Genomic DNA, 16,159 nt, shown 5'->3' with positions numbered 1-16,159 from the left:
CAGAAAGCCCTACTATCGGGTAGTTTTCCCCGCTCCCGGCCGGACGGCTCACCCGGTAGCGTGAACTGTCACGCCGTCCCGGAGGGCGCAGTCACGGCCCTCCGCCTCCCGCAGGAGCAGCCACCCCGTGCGTATCGCAGTCACCGGCTCCATCGCCACCGACCACCTGATGACGTTCCCCGGCCGATTCGCCGACCAACTGGTCGCCGATCAGCTGCACACGGTCTCCCTCTCCTTCCTGGTCGACAACCTCGACTTGCGCCGGGGCGGTGTCGCCGCCAACATCTGCTTCGGCATGGGCCTGCTCGGCACCCGGCCGATCCTGGTCGGCGCCGCCGGGGCCGACTTCGACGACTACCGCGCCTGGCTCGACCGGCACGGCGTCGAGACCGGCTCGGTCCGGATCTCCGAGGTGCTGCACACCGCGCGCTTCGTCTGCACCACCGACGCCGACCACAACCAGATCGGCTCCTTCTACACGGGGGCGATGAGCGAGGCCCGCCTCATCGAGCTGAAGAGCGTGGCCGACCGGGTGGGCGGCCTCGACCTCGTCTCCATCGGCGCCGACGACCCCGAGGCGATGCTCCGCCACACCGAGGAGTGCCGCTCCCGGAACATCCCCTTCGCCGCGGACTTCTCGCAGCAGATCGCGCGGATGGACGGCGACGAGATCCGCATCCTGCTGGACGGCGCCACGTACCTCTTCTCCAACGAGTACGAGAAGGGGCTCATCGAGTCCAAGACCGGCTGGAGCGACGAGGAGATCCTCGGCAAGGTCGGCCACCGCGTCACCACCCTCGGCCCGCGCGGCGTCCGGATCGAGCGGGCCGGCGAGCCGGTCATCGAGGTCGGCTGCCCCGAGGAGGAGACCAAGGCCGACCCCACCGGCGTCGGCGACGCCTTCCGCGCGGGCTTCCTCTCCGGCCTCGCCTGGGGCGTCGGCCTGGAGCGCGCCGCCCAGGTCGGCTGCATGCTCGCCACCCTGGTCATCGAGACGGTCGGCACCCAGGAGTACACCCTGCGCCGCTCCACCTTCATGGACCGCTTCACCAAGGCGTACGGCCACGAGGCCGCGGCGGAGGTCCGGCAGCACCTGGCCTGATCAGCCGAGCCGGCGGACCACATAGGCCGAGCCCCGGTCCGCCGGCTCCTCGCCCACGTACTCCTGGCCCCGCATCTCGCACCAGGCCGGGATGTCCAGCCGCGCCGCCTCGTCGTCGGCGAGCACCGTCACCGTGGCGCCCACCGCCACCTCTCCGATCACCTTTGCGAGTTCGATCACCGGGACGGGGCAGCGGCGGCCCAGCGCGTCGACCACCAGGGAGGCGCCGGGAGCGGGAGCCGCGGGCGGCGGGGGAGCGGAGACGGGGGCGCCGAGCCGGGTCCGTACGTCCGCGACCACCCCGGGAAGCACCTCCAGGAAGCGGTCCACGTCCGCCCCGGCCGTGCCCGGCGGCAGCGACACCCGCACATTGCCCTCCGAGAGCACGCCCATCGCCTTCAGCACATGGCTGGGCGTCAGCGTGCTGCTGGTGCAGGACGAACCGGACGACACGGAGAACTCCCTCCGGTCCAGCTCGTGCAGCAGGGTCTCCCCGTCGACATAGAGACAGGAGAAGGTGACCAGATGCGGCAGCCGCCGCTCCGGATCGCCCACCACCTCCACATCGGGCACCCGCCGCGCCACCTCGGACCTGATCCGGTCCACCAGGGCCCGCAGCCGCTCCGCCTCCGCCGCCGCCTCGGCCCTGACCGCGCGCAGCGAGGCCGCCGCCGCCACGATCGCGGGCAGGTTCTCGAAGCCGGGCGACCGGCCCGACTCCCGCTCCCCGGCCGGACCCGGGAGCGCGAAGCGGGTCCCCTTGCGGACGGCGAGCAGCCCGACCCCGGCCGGACCGCCCCACTTGTGCGCGCTCGCCGTCAGCAGCGACCAGCCGCTCGCCACCGGCCCCCAGCCGAGCGACTGGGCCGCGTCCACCAGCAGCGGCACCCCCGCCTCCGCGCAGCCCGCGGCGACCTCGGCCACCGGCTGTTCGGTGCCCACCTCGTGATTGGCCGACTGGAGGCAGGCCAGCGCGGTGTCCGCCCGCAGCGCCCCGGCGTACGCCGCCGGGTCCACCGCCCCTGTACGGTCCACGGGCACCTCGGTGAACGAGCCGCCCCCGGCCTCGTGGGCCGCCGCCGAGTGGAGCACCGAGGAGTGCTCCACCGCCGAGACCACCAGATGACGGCCGACACGCCGACGCCCCGAAAGCGCCCCGGCCATTCCCGCGTGCACCGAGGACGTCCCCGAAGGGGTGAACACCAGCTCGTCCGGACGGCAGCCGACCGCCTCCGCCGCCGCCTCCCGCGCCGCGTCCAGCAGCAGCCGGGCCCGCCGCCCCTCCCGGTACAGGCGGGCGGGGTCGGCCCACCCCTCGTCCAGCGCGGCAAGCAGCGCCTGGCGTGCGACGGGATGCAGGGGAACGGCCGATGCGGCGTCGAAGTAGGGCACGCCACCACGCTAGCCCGCACCCGCCCCGACCTCGGCGGCGCCGCCCGTCCGGGCCGGGCGAGTGGCCGTCAGACGGGGGCCGGAGGACCCGATTCCACCCCTTCGGGGAGTCGGGCGGCGCGTTGGGCACCCTCCCCGCGCGACCCCAAATAGCGTCCAGTAGGGTTTGGTCCGCATAAACATCCAAACCCCTGCCCGCGTCAGGGCGGCGACCGACCAGAGACATACGGGCGCGCCGGCCGTGCGGGCGAGACTCTCGGGAAGGCGCTACGTGAGTCCCAACGGCTCCGACCGCTCGTCGCGGCGCCCGATGCGGCGGAAGCTGCCGCAGGTGCTGACTGCGGGCCTGGTCCTGGCGACGGCCTCCGGTTGTTCATACAACTGGGAGGATTTTCCCCGCCTCGGTATGCCCACCCCGGTAACGGAAGAGGCCCCTCGGATCCTCTCCCTCTGGCAAGGCTCGTGGGCGGCAGCGCTCGTCACGGGTGTCCTTGTCTGGGGGCTGATCCTCTGGAGCGTCTTCTTCCACCGGCGCAGCCGGACCAAGGTGGAGGTACCTCCGCAGACCAGGTACAACATGCCCATCGAGGCGTTGTACACAGTGGTTCCGCTCATCATCGTCTCGGTGCTGTTCTACTTCACCGCGCGGGATGAGTCGAAGCTCCTCGAACTCTCCGACAAGCCCGCCCACACCGTCAACGTGGTCGGCTACCAGTGGAGCTGGGGCTTCAACTACATCGAGAAGGTGGAGGGCCAGCCCGCGGCGGGCCCCGAGATCCCCAAGGAACTCGACGCCATTCCCGACAAGTTCCAGAAGGACTTCCCCGAGGGCGCGGGCGGCGTCTACGACGTGGGCATCCCCGGAACCCGCAACCCGCAGAACGGCAACCCGGGTCCGACCCTGTGGCTGCCGAAGGGGGAGAAGGTCCGCTTCGTCCTCACCTCGCGTGACGTCATCCACTCCTTCTGGGTGGTGCCGTTCCTGATGAAGCAGGACGTCATCCCGGGGCACACCAACGTGTTCGAGGTGACCCCCAACCGCGAGGGCACCTTCATGGGCAAGTGCGCCGAGCTGTGTGGCGTCGACCACTCCCGGATGCTCTTCAACGTCAAGGTCGTCTCCCCGGAGCGGTACCAGCAGCACCTCAAGGAGCTGGCTGAGAAGGGCCAGACGGGTTACGTCCCGGCGGGCATCGAGCAGACGGACCCAGCCAGGAACTCGGAGAAGAAGCAACTGTGAGCATCCTCAACGAACCTCAGGGTGCCGCACCGGCAGACGACTCGTACGAGGACGAGCTGCCCGTACGGCGCAAGCAGCCGGGAAACGTCGTGATCAAGTGGATGACCACCACTGACCACAAGACGATCGGCACGCTCTACCTGGTCACGTCGTTCGCCTTCTTCATCATCGGCGGACTCATGGCGCTCTTCATGCGCGCCGAGCTCGCTCGCCCCGGCACGCAGATCATGTCGAACGAGCAGTTCAACCAGGCGTTCACGATGCACGGCACGATCATGCTGCTGATGTTCGCGACGCCGCTGTTCGCCGGATTCGCGAACTGGATCATGCCGCTCCAGATCGGCGCGCCCGACGTGGCGTTCCCGCGGCTGAACATGTTCGCGTACTGGCTGTACCTCTTCGGCTCGCTCATCGCGGTGGCGGGCTTCCTGACCCCGCAGGGCGCGGCCGACTTCGGCTGGTTCGCCTACGCGCCGCTGAACGACGCGGTCCGCTCCCCGGGGATCGGCGCCGACATGTGGATCATGGGTCTGGCCTTCTCCGGCTTCGGCACCATCCTCGGCTCGGTCAACTTCATCACCACGATCATCTGCATGCGCGCCCCCGGCATGACGATGTTCCGCATGCCGATCTTCACCTGGAACGTCCTGCTGACCGGTGTCCTGGTCCTGCTGGCCTTCCCGGTGCTGGCCGCCGCGCTGTTCGCCTTGGAGGCGGACCGTAAATTCGGCGCCCACGTCTTCGACGCCTCCAACGGCGGCGCGTTGCTCTGGCAACATCTCTTCTGGTTCTTCGGACATCCAGAGGTGTACATCATCGCGTTGCCGTTCTTCGGCATCATTTCCGAGGTCATTCCGGTATTCAGCCGCAAGCCGATGTTCGGCTACATCGGTCTGATCGCCGCGACGATCGCCATCGCCGGTCTCTCGGTGACGGTGTGGGCGCACCACATGTATGTGACGGGCGGCGTGCTGCTGCCGTTCTTCTCCTTCATGACCTTCCTCATCGCCGTACCGACCGGGGTGAAGTTCTTCAACTGGATCGGCACGATGTGGAAGGGGTCGTTGTCCTTCGAGACACCGATGCTCTGGGCCGTCGGCTTCCTGATCACCTTCACCTTCGGTGGTCTGACCGGCGTCATCCTGGCCTCGCCCCCGATGGACTTCCACGTCTCCGACTCGTACTTCGTCGTCGCGCACTTCCACTACGTCATCTTCGGCACCGTGGTCTTCGCGATGTTCTCCGGCTTCCACTTCTGGTGGCCGAAGTTCACCGGCAAGATGCTGGACGAGCGACTCGGGAAGATCACGTTCTGGACCCTGTTCGTGGGCTTCCACGGCACGTTCCTGGTGCAGCACTGGCTCGGCGCCGAGGGCATGCCCCGTCGTTACGCGGACTACCTCGCCGCCGACGGCTTCACCGCCCTGAACACGATCTCCACGATCTCCTCCTTCGTGCTCGGCCTGTCGATGCTGCCGTTCTTCTACAACGTCTGGAAGACCGCCAAGTACGGCAAGAAGGTCGAGGTCGACGACCCGTGGGGCTACGGCCGCTCGCTGGAGTGGGCGACTTCCTGCCCGCCGCCGCGGCACAACTTCCTCACGCTGCCGCGGATCCGCTCCGAATCCCCGGCGTTCGACCTGCACCACCCGGAGATCGCGGCGCTGGAACAGCTCGATCACCACTCCGCGTCGGACAAGGCCCTCGCCGGCGGCAAGGAGGCAGGCAAGTGAAGATCCAGGGACAGATGTTCATCTGGCTGAGCGTCTTCATCCTCGCCATGGCCGTGGTCTACGGCGTGTGGTCGAAGGAGCCGGTCGGCACCACCGCCCTCTTCCTGGCCTTCGGCCTGTCCGTCATGATCGGCTTCTACCTGGCCTTCACGGCCAAGCGGGTCGACGCGATGGCGCAGGACGACAAGGAGGCGGATGTCGCCGACGAGGCGGGCGAGCTCGGGTTCTTCTCCCCGCACAGCTGGCAGCCGCTCGCCCTGGCGGTCGGCGGCGCCTTCGCCTTCCTCGGCGTCGCCGTCGGATGGTGGCTGATGTACTTCTCCGCCCCGCTGCTCCTGGTCGGCCTGTTCGGCTGGGTCTACGAGTACTACCGGGGTGAGAACCAGACCCAGTGACACCCCGCCAGGGGTGACACCCGGTACACCACGAAAGGCCCGCTCCGCCGAAGGCGACGCGGGCCTTTCGCTCGTTTGCAGTCACTGAACGCGCTGGATCGGATGAACCTTCATAGCGTGGCTTCATGAACCACACGCCGCGCATCCGCACCGTAGTGAGCTGCACCCTCCTGGTCGTGACCCTCGCCGCGGGTGCGACCGCCTGTGGCTCGCCCGACGGGCACCCGCTCTCGACGAAGCCGTACGACGCGAGCGACCAGGTCTCCTTCAACGGACCGGCCAAGAACCGGAAGGCCGACCCCGACAAGCCGCTGGAAGTCACCGTCAAGGGCGACGAGGGCCGCATCACCGACGTGAGCGCCGTCGACACCGGGGGCCGCCACCTGGCGGGCGAGCTCTCGGCGGACGGGCGGCGGTGGCGCTCCACCGCCCCGCTCGCGGCCGGGACCGGATACACCGTCAGGGTCTCCACGGAGAACGGCGACGGCGATCCCGGCGTGCGTACGCTCTCCTTCGACACCTCCGCGCCCAAGAAGCTGCTGAAGGTCGCCTTCGGCCCGGAGGCGGGCACCTACGGCGTCGGGCAGCCCATCACCGCCGAACTCAGCGCCCCCATCACCGACAAGGCCGCCCGCGCCACGGTCGAGCGGGCCCTCAAGGTGCGCTCCACCCCGGCGGCCACCGGCGCCTGGTACTGGGTCGACGACAAGAAGCTGCACTACCGCCCGAAGGACTACTGGCCCGCCAACGCCACCATCGAGGTGCGCTCCAACCTCACGGGCATCAAGGTCACCAACGCCCTGTACGGAGCCGAGGCCAAGCCCCTCAAGCTCACCACCGGCGACCGGATCGAGGCCGTCACGGACGCCTCGGACCACTCCATGACGGTGCTCCGCAACGGAGAGGTGATCAACACCATTCCGGTCACCACCGGCAAGCCCGGCTTCTCCACCCGCAACGGCGTCAAGGTGGTGCTGGGCAAGGAGCAGTTCGTACGGATGCGCGGGGAGAGCATCGGCATCGCCGCGGGCTCGTCGGAGTCCTACGACCTGCCCGTCTACTGGGCCACCCGGGTGACCTGGAGCGGGGAGTACGTGCACGCCGCCCCCTGGTCCGTCGGCTCGCAGGGCAGCGCCAACGTCAGCCACGGCTGCACGGGCATGAGCACCGGCAACGCCCAGTGGTTCTTCGACACCGTCCGCGAGGGCGACATCGTCAAGGTCGTCGGCAGCGCGGGCGAGGACATGGACCCGTTCGGCAACGGGTTCGGCGACTGGAACCTCTCCTGGGAGAAGTGGCAGAAGGGCAGCGCCCTCCACGAGGGAGTGCCGGACAGCCCGCAGACGCTCCAGACCGCCCGGCTGCGTCCCCACGTCTGAGCCGGGCCCCCGGGGACGCCCCCGGCGAAGCGGAGGGCCCTCAGGGCCCCAGAGGCCGCTCAGGCCTCCACGGCGAGCCGGCGGCGCAGCAGCGCCGCCAGCGCGTCGGTGAACTCCACCGGGTCCACCGGCAGCGTCACCGCGGACTCCGCGCGGCTCCAGGTGGCCAGCCAGGCGTCCTGCGGGCGGCCCATCAGCAGCAGCACCGGGGGGCAGTCGTAGATCTCGTCCTTGATCTGCCGGCAGACGCCCATGCCGCCGACGGGAGCCGTCTCGCCGTCCAGCACGCAGACGTCGACGCCGCCCCCGTCCAGGGCCGCCAGGACGGCCGGAAGGGTCGCGCACTCCAGGAACTCCACCGGTGGCACGTCCGCGGCAGGCCTGCGACCGGCGGCCAGCCTCACCTGCTCGCGGATGTTGGCGTCGTCGCTGTACACCAGGACCGTGGCGGTCGCCTGCATTGTTCCTCCGTGACATCGGCGTCGTCGGGGCTCTCGGGGCATGAACCGATGCGCGGATCGTACTCCGCCGGAGCCCTCGTCAGCACCGGTAATGGCGACGATTCGATGGGCCGTTCGGGCAGGACACACGGGGCTGACACACCGAACGGCACCCCCCGGAGTGAGGGCGGGATAAGCGACCGACATAATGTCGGTCGTGGCGACAGCAACGACAGTAGAAACCGGGCACGCGCACCCGTCGGTCAATCGGCCGAACCTCACCAGCGTCGGAACCATCATCTGGTTGAGTTCCGAGCTGATGTTCTTCGCGGCCCTCTTCGCGATGTACTTCACCCTGCGATCGGTGACGGGACCCGAGTACTGGAAGGAGATGGCCGGCCATCTGAACTTCCCGTTCTCGGCGACGAACACCACGATCCTGGTGCTCTCCTCCCTCACCTGCCAGCTCGGCGTCTTCGCCGCCGAGCGGGGCGATGTGAAGAAGCTCCGCACCTGGTTCATCATCACCTTCGTGATGGGTTCGATCTTCGTCGGCGGTCAGGTCCTGGAGTACGTGGAGCTGGTCAAGCACGCGGGGCTCTCCCTCTCCTCGGGCCCGTACGGGTCGGTGTTCTACCTGACCACCGGCTTCCACGGACTGCACGTGGCAGGCGGGCTCATCGCCTTCCTGCTCGTCCTCGGCAGGACGTACGCGGCCAAGAGGTTCACCCACGAACAGGCCACCTCAGCCATCGTCGTGTCCTATTACTGGCACTTCGTCGATGTTGTGTGGATCGGCCTGTTCGCCACGATCTACATGATCAAGTAACCGGGTTCGCACCCGCCCACCATCGACGCAGAAGATCCTGACACCGGGGTAATCCGTGAAAAAGCTCTCCGCACGACGACGCCATCCGCTGGCGGCGGTCGTCGTACTACTCCTCGCGCTGGCGGCCACCGGGGGGCTGTACGCCGCGTTTGCGCCTGCGGGCAAGGCGCAGGCCGATGAAACCGCCCAGTCCCTCGCCATCGAAGAGGGCAAGAAGCTCTACGCCGTAGGCTGCGCCAGCTGCCACGGAACCGGCGGTCAGGGCACCACCGACGGACCGTCCCTCGTGGGCGTCGGCTCCGCCGCCGTGGACTTCCAGGTCGGTACGGGACGCATGCCCGCGCAGCAGCCGGGCGCCCAGGTACCGAAGAAGAAGGTCATCTACACCCAGGCGGAGATCGACCAGCTCGCGGCGTACGTCGCTTCGCTCGGCGCCGGTCCGATCACGCCGACCGACAAGCAGGTCGACCCGGCCGGAGCGGACGTCGCCAAGGGCGGCGAGCTGTTCCGCAACAACTGCGCCCAGTGCCACAACTTCACGGGCAAGGGCGGCGCGCTGACACACGGCAAGTACGCCCCGGACCTCGAAGGCGTGAGCCCGAAGCACATCTACGAGGCCATGCAGACCGGCCCGCAGTCCATGCCCTCCTTCCCGGACACCACGCTGCCGGAGCAGGAGAAGAAGGACATCATCGCCTACATCCAGACCGTGAACGGTTCGGAGTCGGAGAGCCCCGGCGGCCTCGCCCTCGGCGGCCTGGGTCCGGTCAGCGAAGGCCTGTTCGCCTGGATCTTCGGACTCGGTGCGCTCATCGCAGTTGCCATCTGGGTCGCGGCCCACACCGCTAAGGCCAAGAAGTCATGAGTAGCCAACAGATTCCAGAAGCCAACCTGCCCGCAGCGCAGGAGACCGCGCACGGCGCGGTGGAGGGTACGGCCGACCCGTTCGCCGACCCGGGGCTCCCGGCTCACCAGCCGCGCGTCCAGGACCTCGACGAAGGCGCCGCTCGCCGCTCCGAGCGGGCCGTCGCGTTCATGTTCGTCCTCTCGATGCTGGCGACGGTGGGCTTCATCGCCTCCTACGTCATCTTCCCGGTGGACCAGATCGTCTACATCTGGCCCTTCGGTCACGTGAGCTCGCTCAACTTCTCCCTGGGCCTCACCCTGGGCTTCGCGCTCTTCTTCATCGGCGCGGGCGCCGTCCACTGGGCGCGCACCCTGATGTCCGACGTGGAGATGCCCGCCGAGCGCCACCCCATCGAGGCGACGCCCGAGGTCAAGGCCCAGGTGCTGGCCGACTTCAAGGCCGGCGCCGAGGAGTCCGGGTTCGGCCGGCGCAAGCTGATCCGCAACACCATGTTCGGCGCGCTGGCCCTGGTGCCGCTCTCCGGTGTGGTGCTGCTGCGCGACCTCGGTCCGCTGCCGGAGAAGAAGCTCCGCACCACGATGTGGGCCAAGGGCAAGCTGCTCGTCAACGTCAACACCGGCGAGCCGCTCCGTCCCGAGCACGTCCCCGTGGGGTCGCTGACCTTCGCCAAGCCCGAAGGGCTGGAGGAGGACGCGCACGACTTCCTGACGCAGATCGCCAAGGCCGCCCTGATGATCGTCCGCATCGAGCCGGACGACATCAAGGACAAGCGCCAGCGCGAGTGGGCCCACGAGGGCATCGTGGCGTTCTCCAAGATCTGCACCCACGTCGGCTGCCCGATCAGCCTGTACGAGCAGCAGACACACCACGTGCTCTGCCCGTGCCACCAGTCCACCTTCGACCTCTCCGACGGCGCCCGTGTCATCTTCGGTCCGGCCGGTCACCCCCTTCCGCAGCTGCGGATCGGCGTGAACAGCGACGGCAACCTTGAGGCGCTCGGCGACTTCGACGAGCCCGTCGGCCCGTCCTTCTGGGAGCGCGGATGAGTACTGCGACAACGAACCCGCCCGCCGGTCAGGCGGGGCAGCGCAAGGCACCGGCCGGTGAGCGGGTCGCCGACTGGGCCGACGGCCGGCTGGGCATCTACGGCCTGGCCAAGGCCAACATGCGCAAGATCTTCCCGGACCACTGGTCCTTCATGCTGGGCGAGGTCGCGCTCTACAGCTTCATCATCATCATCCTCACGGGTGTGTACCTGACGCTGTTCTTCCAGCCGAGCATGAACGAGGTCGTCTACCACGGCCCGTACGAGCCCATGCAGGGCATCCGGATGTCGGAGGCCTACGCCTCCACGCTGAAGATCAGCTTCGAGGTCCGCGGCGGTCTGCTCGTGCGGCAGATCCACCACTGGGCCGCGCTGATCTTCCTGGCCGGCATGTTCGTGCACATGATGCGCGTCTTCTTCACGGGCGCCTTCCGCAAGCCGCGCGAGATCAACTGGGTGTTCGGCTTCCTGCTGTTCGTCCTCGGCATGTTCACCGGCTTCACCGGCTACTCCCTCCCGGACGACCTGCTCTCCGGTACGGGTGTCCGCTTCACCCAGGGCGCGATCCTGTCCGTGCCGATCGTCGGTACGTACATCTCGATGTTCCTGTTCGGCGGCGAGTTCCCCGGCCACGACTTCGTGGCCCGGTTCTACTCGATCCACATCCTGCTGCTGCCGGGCATCATGCTCGGCCTGCTGGTGGCCCACCTGATCCTGGTCTTCTACCACAAGCACACGCAGTTCGCGGGTCCCGGCAAGACCAACAAGAACGTCGTCGGCATGCCGCTGCTGCCGGTGTACATGGCTAAGGCCGGGGGCTTCTTCTTCCTGGTCTTCGGCATCATCGCGATCATCTCCGCCATCGCCACGATCAACCCGATCTGGGCGCTCGGCCCCTACCGCCCGGACCAGGTGTCCACCGGCGCCCAGCCCGACTGGTACATGGGCTTCGCCGAGGGTCTGGTCCGTGTGATGCCGGGCTGGGAGATCAGCTACTGGGGCCACACGCTCAACCTGGGCGTGTTCATCCCGCTGGTCCTGTTCGGGCTGGTGCTCTCGCTCCCCGCGGTGTACCCGTTCCTGGAGTCCTGGATCACCGGGGACAAGCGCGAGCACCACATCCTGGACCGCCCGCGCAACGCCCCGACCCGTACGGCTCTGGGCGTCGCCTGGATCACGGCGTACTTCATCGGCCTCATCGGCGGTGGCAACGACCTGTGGGCCACGCACTTCCACCTGTCGATCAACGCCATCTCCTGGTTCGTCCGGATCTTCTTCTTCGTCGGACCGGTCATCGCGTTCATCGTCACCCGGCGGATCTGCCTCGGCCTCCAGCGCCGCGACCGGGACAAGGTGCTGCACGGGCGCGAGACCGGCATCATCAAGCGCCTGCCGCACGGTGAGTTCGTGGAGGTGCACGAGCCGCTCGCCCCCGGGAAGCTGCACACGCTCACCGCCCACGAGCAGTACCAGCCGGTCGAACTGGGCCCCGAGGTCGACGAGAACGGTGTCAAGCGCAAGATCTCCCCGGTCCAGCGGGTGCGCGCCAGGCTCAGCAAGGGCTACTACGGCGAGAGCAGCCAGATCGCCAAGCCCACCGCTCAGGAGTACAAGGAGATCACGGAGGGCCACGGCCACCACTGATCACCTGAGCTGACCGCCACCGCGAGAGCCCCGTCCATTCGATGGACGGGGCTCTTCGCGGTCCGGGTGCTGGATAGGGTGGAGCCATCCTTCTGACCGGCTGTGGACCCTGGAGCGGACCATGAACGTTGTGACCCCGAGCGGCGGCGACAGCGTGGCGGACCGCTCCTGGCCCGGCCTGCTGAACCCCCTGCTGCGCGGCGAGGACCTCAGCTCCGAGGAGACCGCCTGGGCCATGGACCGCATCATGAGCGGGGAGGCGACCGACGCGCAGATCGCCGGGTTCGCCGTGGCCCTGCGGGCCAAGGGCGAGACCGTGGAGGAGGTCACCGGCCTGGTGCGCGCCATGTACGCGCACGCCAACACCATCGAGGTGCCCGGCCGCACCGTCGACATCGTCGGTACCGGCGGCGACCTCGCCAAGACGGTCAACATCTCCACCATGTCCGCGATCGTCATCGCGGGCACCGGCGCCAAGGTCGTCAAGCACGGCAACCGGGCCGCCTCCTCCGCCAGCGGCTCCTCCGACGTGCTGGAGAAGCTCGGCGTCAACCTGGAGCTGACGCCGCGGCGGGTCGTCGAGGTCGCCGAACAGGCGGGCATCACCTTCTGCTTCGCGGTGAAGTTCCACCCGGCCCTGCGCCACGCCGCCAAGGCCCGCAGGGAACTCGGCGCGCAGACCACGTTCAACATCCTGGGCCCCCTCACCAACCCGGCCCAGGTGCGCGCCCAGGCCGTCGGGGTGGCCGACGCCCGGATGGCGCCCATCGTGGCGGGCGTGCTGTCGGACCGGGGCAACTCCGCCCTGGTCTTCCGCGGCGACGACGGACTCGACGAGCTGACCACCACCGCCACCTCCCGGGTCTGGGTGGTCCGGGACGGCGCGGTCCGCGAGGAGCCGTTCGACCCGCGCGACGTCGGGCTGCCGATCGTCCCGGTCGAGGCGCTCCGAGGCGCCGACGCCTCGTACAACGCGGATGTGGCCCGCCGCCTGCTGGACGGCGAGAGCGGCGCGGTGCGGGAGGCGGTGCTGCTCAACGCGGCGGCGGCGCTGGTGGCGCTGGACCCGGGCCCCGGGACGCTGAGCGAACAGCTCGCCGCGAAGATCACGGTGGCGGCCGCGTCCATCGACTCCGGGGCGGCCAAGCGGGCGCTGGAGCGGTGGGTGGCCGCCAGCAACGCCTGAGGGAGGCCGCCGCGGGCGCGGTGCGACGCGGGGCGCGGTCCGGATGCCGGACCGCGCCTTGCGTGTGCGCACACGTATGGCAAGATGCTGCGCAGGTCATGAGTGACAGCGACTACGGCCCCGGCCCGCTGTCCGGCAACCCTCCGTCCGTGGCGGGGTGCCCCGGGTGAAGACCAGGCCGCAGGCAGCGAGGTCTGCGGCAAGCGCGGGCCCCTCGGCATCCAGCGGATGCCAGCCCCCGGGGTCCTGGTCCCTAGGGAGTCTTCTGTGAGCAAGCGAATGCGCTAGGGCCTGTCGTCAGACTGCCGACCGCCCTTATTCCGCGCACCCTCTTCTTCCTTCCCCCTTCGCGCCGCCGCGCGTCCGCCGGCGCGGGGATTTCGCCTGCCTGTTACGGGAGTTCACCATGTCTGTCCCCACCGCTGCCCTCGACTCGTCGGTCTGTGCCCCGCTGCCCGTCCTGGGCCAGGACGTCACCGTTCCGCTCGTCACCGGCGGGGAGGTCACCTACGCCGCGCTCGACTACGCCGCCAGCGCCCCCGCCCTCCAGCGGGTCTGGGACGACGTCGCCGCGTACGCCCCGTACTACGGCAGCGTCCACCGCGGGGCGGGCTACCTCTCGCAGCTCTCCACCGACCTCTTCGAGAACAGCCGCCGCACGGTCGCGGAGTTCCTCGGCTGCCGCGCCGACGACCAGGTCGTCTTCACCCGCTCCACCACCGACTCCCTCAACCTGCTGGCCGCCGCCCTCCCTGCGGACTGCCAGGTGTTCGTCTACGAGACCGAGCACCACGCCTCGCTGCTGCCCTGGCGCGACACCCGTGTCACCTACCTCGACGCGCCCCGCACCCCGGGCGCGGCCGTCGAGTCCCTGGAGCGCGCGCTGGCCGCTCGCGACCCCCGGGGCCCCGCCCTGGTCTGCGTCACAGGCGCCTCCAACGTGACCGGCGAGCTGTGGCCGGTGCGGGAACTGGCCGCCGCCGCCCACGCGCACGGAGCCCGGATCGTCCTGGACGCCGCCCAGCTCGCGCCCCACCACCCCGTCGACCTCGCCGCCCTGGACGTCGACTGGGTGGCGTTCTCCGGCCACAAGCTCTACGCGCCGTTCGGCTCCGGGGTGCTGGCCGGGCGCGCCGACTGGCTCCAGGCCGCCGAGCCGTATCTCGCGGGCGGCGGCGCCTCCCGCAAGGTCGCCCGGCGCGCCGACGGGGGCGTCGATGTCGACTGGCACACCACGGCCGCCCGCCACGAGGCCGGTTCGCCCAACGTCATCGGCGTCTACGCCATCGCCTCCGCCTGCAAGGCGCTGACCGAGACGGGCTTCGACCAGCTGGTCGCCCGGGAGCAGCGGCTGGTGTCCCGGGTCCGCCAGGGGCTGGCCGAGGTCCCCGAGGTCCGGGTGCTGTCCCTGTTCGGCGACGACGCGCCCCGGGTCGGCGTCATCTCCTTCGTGGTGAGCGGCTGGAACAGCTCGCACTTCGCCGCCGCCCTCTCCGCAGAGTACGGCATCGGCGTGCGCGACGGCCTCTTCTGCGCCCACCCGCTGGTGCGCACCCTGCTCGGCAGCGACCCGCAGGAGGCGGGGGAGTGCGGCGCCCCGGAGGCCGGGCCGGGCGAGCGGTCGCTGAACGCGATCCGGGTGAGCTTCGGGGCGGGTACGCCGGACGAGCACATCGACCGGTTCCTGGGCGCGGTCGCCGAGCTGGTCCGCGAGGGCGCCCGGTGGCGCTACCGCACCGAGGACGGCCGCTGCGTCCCGGACCGCGGCGAGGCCCCGCAGGTCTGAGGGCCGCGCACACCGGCCGGCCGGGGACGGGCGCGAGGCCCCTCCCCGGCCGGGGTGCGCCGGAGCTACGCGTCGAGGCCGATGGCGAACGCGGCTTCCAGGTCGTGCTGGGAGTAGGTCCGGAACGCCACGTGGGTGTCGGTGCCCTCGACGCCCGGGATCTTGCTGATCCGGCCGGGGATGATGTCGGCGAGGTCGTCGTGACGGGCGACCCGGACCATGGCGATCAGGTCGTAGGTACCGGTGACGGAGAAGACCTCGCTGACGCTGTCCAGCGCCGCGATGGCCTCGGCGATCTCCGGAATCCGGTCCACGCTGGTCTTGATGAGCACGATCGCGGTGATCACGGCTGGCTGTCTCCCTCGGTGGCCGTGGCTGGAGTCCTCACTCTAGTCCTCCGCCCGTACCGCACCCACGCGTAGAGGAACCCCGCCGCGAACCCCGCCACGTGCGCCAGGTAGGCCACCCCCGGCCCGGCCTCCGCGCCCTGGGCCGCCGCCCACTGGAGGGCGAACCAGAAGACCAGCACGATCCAGGCCGGGAAGCGCAGCGGCAGGAAGAACAGGAACGGGAACAGGCTGGTGACCCGGGCCCGGGGGAAGAGGCGGAGGAACGCTCCGAGCACGGCGGAGATCGCTCCGGACGCGCCGACCAGCGTCTGTTCGGAGTCCGCGTGCACCGCCGCGTAACAGACCAGCGCCGCGTAGCCGCAGCCGACGTAGAACAGGGCGAACGGGATCCGGCCCATGCGCTCCTCGGCCATCGCGCCGAACACGTACAGGAACAGCAGGTTCCCCAGCAGGTGCAGCCAGCTGCCGTGCACGAACAGCGCGGTGAACGGCGTCGTCAGCGCGTGCGCCGAGCCCTCCCACAGCTCCGCGGGGATCACCCCCCACCGCTCGAAGTACCCGGCCTGCGCGGCGAGCAGCGCGTCCTCGGTGCGGTAGGAGGCGCTGAACCCGGAGAGCGGGCTGATCAGGAAGATCACCACGCACAGGGCGATCAGCCCGTACGTGACCGGGGCGCCGCCCGACGTCACCGCGCTCCGCACCCTCCCCGCCGCCGTCCGCCAGTCGGTCCGCCGCCCATCGGTCATGCACAGAGCATGACGTACCGGTGG

General features: G+C 69.7%; 15 protein-coding genes and 1 riboswitch. Of the genes, 11 read left to right on the top strand and 4 right to left on the bottom strand.

The genetic code is table 11. From position 1 onward, the window contains the following. Positions 1–127 precede the first annotated feature (127 nt). Complete coding sequence (locus ACIRRU_RS18205) at positions 128–1,102, top strand: carbohydrate kinase family protein (protein WP_403681474.1); 975 nt, start codon at positions 128–130, stop codon at positions 1,100–1,102. Here ACIRRU_RS18205 and ACIRRU_RS18200 read toward each other — a convergent pair whose 3' ends face one another. After that, positions 1,103–2,494 carry a cysteine desulfurase/sulfurtransferase TusA family protein gene (locus ACIRRU_RS18200; RefSeq protein WP_403681472.1) on the bottom strand — a complete coding sequence of 464 codons (1,392 nt, stop codon included), beginning with the start codon at positions 2,492–2,494 and terminating at the stop codon, positions 1,103–1,105. Between the two features lie 271 nt (positions 2,495–2,765). On the opposite strand from ACIRRU_RS18200, the gene coxB reads away from it, so the two are divergent. The 4 genes from coxB to ACIRRU_RS18180 all read left to right on the top strand — a co-directional run bounded on the left by coxB (position 2,766) and on the right by ACIRRU_RS18180 (position 7,241). Next, a complete protein-coding gene (gene coxB / locus ACIRRU_RS18195) occupies positions 2,766–3,734 on the top strand; it encodes a cytochrome c oxidase subunit II (protein WP_403681470.1) in 969 nt (322 codons plus the stop codon). Further along, positions 3,731–5,467: a cytochrome c oxidase subunit I gene (gene ctaD / locus ACIRRU_RS18190; protein ID WP_403681468.1), complete on the top strand. Its 1,737-nt coding sequence runs from the start codon at positions 3,731–3,733 to the stop codon at positions 5,465–5,467. Before coxB ends, ctaD begins: the two co-directional genes overlap by 4 nt. Beyond that, positions 5,464–5,862 carry a cytochrome c oxidase subunit 4 gene (locus tag ACIRRU_RS18185; RefSeq protein ID WP_363204495.1) on the top strand — a complete coding sequence of 133 codons (399 nt, stop codon included), beginning with the start codon at positions 5,464–5,466 and terminating at the stop codon, positions 5,860–5,862. The genes ctaD and ACIRRU_RS18185 overlap by 4 nt, the downstream gene beginning before the upstream one ends. Before the next feature lie 125 nt (positions 5,863–5,987). Next, entirely contained in the window at positions 5,988–7,241 is a 1,254-nt protein-coding gene (locus tag ACIRRU_RS18180) for an Ig-like domain-containing protein (protein WP_403681465.1), read from the top strand. Positions 7,242–7,300: 59 nt separating this feature from the next. Here the strand turns inward: ACIRRU_RS18180 and ACIRRU_RS18175 are convergent, their stop codons facing one another. Then, positions 7,301–7,702, bottom strand: a complete 402-nt coding sequence (locus ACIRRU_RS18175; protein ID WP_363204493.1) for a hypothetical protein — start codon at positions 7,700–7,702, stop codon at positions 7,301–7,303. Positions 7,703–7,889: 187 nt separating this feature from the next. On the opposite strand from ACIRRU_RS18175, the gene ACIRRU_RS18170 reads away from it, so the two are divergent. The 6 genes from ACIRRU_RS18170 to ACIRRU_RS18145 all read left to right on the top strand — a co-directional run bounded on the left by ACIRRU_RS18170 (position 7,890) and on the right by ACIRRU_RS18145 (position 15,039). Beyond that, on the top strand, positions 7,890–8,510 hold the full coding sequence (locus tag ACIRRU_RS18170) for a heme-copper oxidase subunit III (protein ID WP_363204492.1): 621 nt from the start codon (positions 7,890–7,892) through the stop codon (positions 8,508–8,510). A 55-nt stretch (positions 8,511–8,565) separates the two neighbouring features. Next, entirely contained in the window at positions 8,566–9,375 is an 810-nt protein-coding gene (locus ACIRRU_RS18165; RefSeq protein ID WP_363204491.1) for a c-type cytochrome, read from the top strand. Next, complete coding sequence (locus ACIRRU_RS18160; protein WP_403681462.1) at positions 9,372–10,424, top strand: Rieske 2Fe-2S domain-containing protein; 1,053 nt, start codon at positions 9,372–9,374, stop codon at positions 10,422–10,424. Before ACIRRU_RS18165 ends, ACIRRU_RS18160 begins: the two co-directional genes overlap by 4 nt. Beyond that, positions 10,421–12,067 (top strand): cytochrome bc complex cytochrome b subunit, encoded by a 1,647-nt coding sequence (locus ACIRRU_RS18155; RefSeq protein ID WP_363204489.1) that lies wholly within the window; start codon positions 10,421–10,423, stop codon positions 12,065–12,067. The genes ACIRRU_RS18160 and ACIRRU_RS18155 overlap by 4 nt, the downstream gene beginning before the upstream one ends. Before the next feature lie 121 nt (positions 12,068–12,188). Further along, complete coding sequence (gene trpD / locus ACIRRU_RS18150) at positions 12,189–13,253, top strand: anthranilate phosphoribosyltransferase (protein ID WP_403681460.1); 1,065 nt, start codon at positions 12,189–12,191, stop codon at positions 13,251–13,253. 94 nt (positions 13,254–13,347) lie between these two features. Further along, positions 13,348–13,465: riboswitch (SAM riboswitch) on the top strand. 194 nt (positions 13,466–13,659) lie between these two features. After that, positions 13,660–15,039, top strand: coding sequence for an aminotransferase class V-fold PLP-dependent enzyme (locus ACIRRU_RS18145; protein ID WP_363204487.1), 1,380 nt, complete (start codon positions 13,660–13,662; stop codon positions 15,037–15,039). 65 nt (positions 15,040–15,104) lie between these two features. On the opposite strand, the gene ACIRRU_RS18140 is transcribed toward ACIRRU_RS18145, so the two are convergent. After that, positions 15,105–15,386, bottom strand: a complete 282-nt coding sequence (locus ACIRRU_RS18140; RefSeq protein ID WP_073218007.1) for an Lrp/AsnC family transcriptional regulator — start codon at positions 15,384–15,386, stop codon at positions 15,105–15,107. Next, complete coding sequence (locus ACIRRU_RS18135) at positions 15,383–16,135, bottom strand: rhomboid family intramembrane serine protease (RefSeq protein ID WP_363204486.1); 753 nt, start codon at positions 16,133–16,135, stop codon at positions 15,383–15,385. Before ACIRRU_RS18135 ends, ACIRRU_RS18140 begins: the two co-directional genes overlap by 4 nt. Positions 16,136–16,159: the final 24 nt, after the last annotated feature.

Source organism: Streptomyces sp. NPDC101181 (assembly GCF_044767975.1).
GTDB lineage: Bacteria > Actinomycetota > Actinomycetes > Streptomycetales > Streptomycetaceae > Streptomyces.
This window is presented reverse-complemented; position numbering and strand designations above follow the sequence as displayed.